The sequence below is a fragment of the Thioalkalivibrio sp. genome (assembly GCF_007692535.1).
GTDB lineage: Bacteria > Pseudomonadota > Gammaproteobacteria > Ectothiorhodospirales > Ectothiorhodospiraceae > Thioalkalivibrio.
This window is the reverse complement of the sequence record NZ_REBW01000223.1, coordinates 1-3,682: the sequence shown is the minus strand read 5'-3', so window position 1 is coordinate 3,682 and position 3,682 is coordinate 1. Positions and strand designations below refer to the sequence as shown.

Below are 3,682 nucleotides of genomic sequence, written 5' to 3'. Positions count from 1 at the left end.
GCGAAACCCGTCGGGTTACGCCCTTTGGGCTAACCCGACCTACGGTTTGCGGCTTTGCATCGCTCCAGCAACGGGCACCCAAGCGCCGTGCAATGCGCTCTCCGCAGGTGAAGACGCGCGTCTCCAACAGACCCGCCAAGACCTTAACACGGGGCGCGCCCCTTGCAACTGCCTTCATGACCGCTCAACACGGATCCTCCGCAGGCAGGAAAAATCGCATTGACCGCAGCGAAACCGCCAAAACATTCGCGCAGCTTGCGTGATCATCAGGAGACGCGAAGGGGTGCCCTGCTACGGAGCACTTTTGGTCAGGTCCAAGGGCTGAAGGCCCGTGCGGGGGTGCCGTGGCCGGACCGTTGGCGGCCATGGATGGCCGCCATCGAGCGCCCAGGGATGGCTTGAGCGTGTCCGGCCACGGAACCCACGCATGGGCCATACGCAGCCGCGGACAGCCGCCATCGAGCGCCCATGGACGGCTTGAGCGCGTCCGGCCACGGCGCACCCGTGTCGGCCATGGGCACGACCATGGACATGGCACGGTGCGTAGCGACGGACGAACCTACACCAGCCGGTTGAGGCAGGCTTCGTCGTTGCTCAGGCAGCGCAGGTTGTCGACGGTGGTGCGGGCGATCTCTTCCATCGCCTGCCGGGTCAGGAAGCCCTGGTGTCCGGTGACCAGCACGTTGGGGAAGGTCAGCAGCCGCTGGAACAGGTCGTCCTGGATGACCTCGTCGGAGAGGTCCTTGAAGAACAGGTTCTCTTCCTGCTCGTAGACATCCAGGCCCAGACTGCTGATGCGCCCGCTCTTGAGACCCGCGATGACCGCCTGGGTGTCGATGATCGCGCCGCGACTGGTGTTGATCAGCATCACGCCGGGCTTCATCAACGCGATCGCGTCGGCGTCGATCATGGCGTGGGTCTCCGGCGTCAGCGGACAGTGCAGACTGATGATGTCGCAGCGACTGAGGAAAGCGTCCCAGGGCAGGTACTCGATGCCCATCTCCTCGACCTCCGGGTCGGGATAGGGGTCGAATCCCACCACCTCGCAGCCGAAGCCCTGCATGATGCGCCCGAAGGTCCGACCGATCCTGCCGGTGCCGACGATCCCGACGGTGCCGCCGTTGAGGTCGAAGCCGATCAGCCCGTCGAGCAGGAAGTTCCCCTCGCGGACCCGGTTGAACGCACGGTGGGTCTTGCGGTTCAGGGTCATGATTAGCGCCACGGCGTGCTCCGCGACGGCGCTGGGCGAATAGGCGGGCACGCGTGCGACCCGGATCCCGAGATCCTCCGCCGCCTGCAGATCGACGTTGTTGAAGCCCGCGCAGCGCAGGGCGACCAGGTCGATCCCGGACTCCTTCAGGGCCTTGAGCACCTCGGCGTCCAGACGGTCGTTCACGAAGGCGCAGACGGCCGTCGCATCCTGCGCCAGGATCACGGTATCCGGCTCCAGCCGAGGCTCGAGGAAATGGAACTGGACGTTGCTGTCGGTCGCGGCCTGGGTCAGAAACAGGCGGTCGTATTTCTGCGCGCTGAAGACCGCAACACGGCATTCGCGGGAATCGCTCATCGAGATGCCTCTCAGGGATTGGAGAGCCCTCTAGATTACCAGACCGGACCCCTTATGAGAGCGGGAGCCACAGCCGCGCCGCGTAGTCGCGCGCCTCGTCCCGAACCGGCAGGCGCGTGAAGCCGCGGCGCGCGAAGAAGCCTTCGGCATCGGCCTGCGCCCGGACAACGATGCCATCATGACCGCGCATCCGGGCCGCTCCAGACGCGTCGTCGAGCAATCGTGCCCCGAGGCCCTGCCCGTGCCGCTCCGGATCGACATAGAGGCCGTGCAGCAGCATCCCCGACCCCGCTCCGGGCAGGTCGCGCGGGTCGGCCGGCTCCCAGGCGGCGACGGCGACGACGCCGGCGGACTGCTCCAGCACTCGAAGCTGCAGGTGCCCGAGGTCCTCCGGAGTGTAGCGGTAGACCGGCAGGGCCAGGCGCTTGACGCGCTCGGGCAGCTTCCAGGTGTGGATCGCCGCCTCGACCACGGCATTCACCGCGTCGAGATCGACCCTGGCTGCATCGCGGATCAGGCTGGGTTCGGTCATGGCATCAACCCTGCAGCACGGTGGCGGGCTGCACCTGGGCGCGGCCCCGGATCCGATCCCAGACCTTTTCGTGGTAGTGATAGGCCAGGGTGTTGACCAGGGGCTCGATCACGGCCACCAGGCCGCCGATGACCAGGCTGCCGGTCAGCGCGAACACCACGGCGAAAGCCACCGTAAAATGGACGATGCCGAACGAGATGGTCTTGATCATGACAGTGCCTCCTGTTTCAACCCAGTAACCTTGGCACCAGTTTTACCCTGATAAACGCAGTAGTGAAAGATAATTGAAACTATCTAAATGATAGCATTGGCCAATCAATCAGACGGCCCTTCACGGTTCGAACCCGGGGGCCGCATCAGGACACCAAGCTGAATGGACATACTCCAGAACACCATTGACGAAGCGCGGCGACGGCTGCAGAAAGAGCTCCAGGAGCCTCTGGATGGCATTGCCCGGCGGCTGCCGGAGGTGTGGTCCAGCCGCGAGGCACTCTCGAGGGTCCTCCAGGAATCGATACGCGAGCTGCCGCAGTGCACCTTCGTCTACGCCCTGAACACCGGCGGCATCCAGATCAGCGACAACGCCTCTCATGCGTGCCTGCTGCCGGAGCACTTCGGGCGCGACCGCTCACAGCGCCCGTATCTGAAGCAGGTCGTGCCGGCGGACGGGTTCCTGCTCTCCGAGGCCTACATCAGCCTGCTGGGCCGGCGGCCGTCGCTCACGGCCCTGCAGCTGATCCGCGACGCCGACGGTACGGTCCTGGGTTTCCTGGGAGCGGATTTCGATCTGCGCAACCTGCCGACCACCGGGAGCCTGTACGAAGAGTCCACGGAGTGGCGCCAGATCAAGGGGGACCCGTCGATTCGCGGCACCGTCTTCCTGCAGACGCGCACGGAGAGCCTGATGGACCGCGACATGGACAGCGTCCTCTCGGTCCTCGAGGAGCTCTTCACCGAACGGGGGGTATTCCAGTGCGTGCTGCACTTCTCCAGCAGCCGGGCCACGGTCTGGACGCTGGAGGACCCCTACCGTTACCGCATCCTGACCCACGAGACACTCAGCGATCCCGACACCTGCCTGGCCTTTCCCAGCATGCCCTACCCGACGAACGCACTGATGCCCGCCGACGCGATCCCCCGGATCCTCGAGAACCTGAAGCACCTGCGCTTCGCCGACGAGACGGTCTACCTGCGTTCGTCGTCGCTCAACATCTTCAACGGCATGATCAGCCTGACCTTCTCCTGCGACGGCTCGCACTACATGACCTGGAAGGACTTCCTGGACCGTTCCGTGGGCTTCTGGCTGGGCAGCGACGACTGATGTGGAGCACGGGAACTTGCTCCCGCTTTCCGGCAGCGGAAGCTTGCGCGCACGTCCCATAGCGGCGGCAAGCCGCCGCACTCCAGAGGCGCTGCGCGCCGGGCTTATACCTCGCGGTAGATCCGGGCGCCCTCGGTCACGAACTCGGCGGCCTTCTCCTGCATGCCCTTTTCCAGCGCCTCCTGCTCGGACACACCCTGCTTCGCGGCATAGTCGCGCACGTCCTGGGTGATCTTCATCGAGCAGAAATTGGGGCCGCACA

4 protein-coding genes are annotated in these 3,682 nt (G+C 65.3%); 1 reads left to right on the top strand and 3 read right to left on the bottom strand.

The window, feature by feature from the left end:
- Positions 1–559: 559 nt before the first annotated feature.
- From EA346_RS12795 to EA346_RS12785, 3 genes are read right to left on the bottom strand one after another with little or no spacing between them, the layout of a single operon-like run.
- A complete protein-coding gene (locus EA346_RS12795) occupies positions 560–1,567 on the bottom strand; it encodes a 2-hydroxyacid dehydrogenase (RefSeq protein WP_296759203.1) in 1,008 nt (335 codons plus the stop codon).
- Between the two features lie 52 nt (positions 1,568–1,619).
- On the bottom strand, positions 1,620–2,099 hold the full coding sequence (locus EA346_RS12790) for a GNAT family N-acetyltransferase (protein ID WP_296759202.1): 480 nt from the start codon (positions 2,097–2,099) through the stop codon (positions 1,620–1,622).
- Positions 2,100–2,103: 4 nt separating this feature from the next.
- Positions 2,104–2,310, bottom strand: a complete 207-nt coding sequence (locus EA346_RS12785; RefSeq protein ID WP_296759199.1) for a DUF2061 domain-containing protein — start codon at positions 2,308–2,310, stop codon at positions 2,104–2,106.
- A gap of 162 nt (positions 2,311–2,472) precedes the next feature.
- Here EA346_RS12785 and EA346_RS12780 point away from each other — a divergent pair, with 162 nt between their 5' ends.
- A complete protein-coding gene (locus tag EA346_RS12780) occupies positions 2,473–3,420 on the top strand; it encodes a PDC sensor domain-containing protein (RefSeq protein ID WP_296759198.1) in 948 nt (315 codons plus the stop codon).
- Positions 3,421–3,682 lie beyond the last annotated feature (262 nt).

Bases quoted from the DNA above. Each gene is read 5' to 3' on its own strand.
- EA346_RS12785 (WP_296759199.1), bottom strand. From the start codon at position 2,310: ATGATCAAGACCATCTCGTTCGGCATCGTCCATTTTACGGTGGCTTTC.
- EA346_RS12790 (WP_296759202.1), bottom strand. From the start codon at position 2,099: ATGACCGAACCCAGCCTGATCCGCGATGCAGCCAGGGTCGATCTCGAC.
- EA346_RS12780 (WP_296759198.1), top strand. From the start codon at position 2,473: ATGGACATACTCCAGAACACCATTGACGAAGCGCGGCGACGGCTGCAG.
- EA346_RS12795 (WP_296759203.1), bottom strand. From the start codon at position 1,567: ATGAGCGATTCCCGCGAATGCCGTGTTGCGGTCTTCAGCGCGCAGAAA.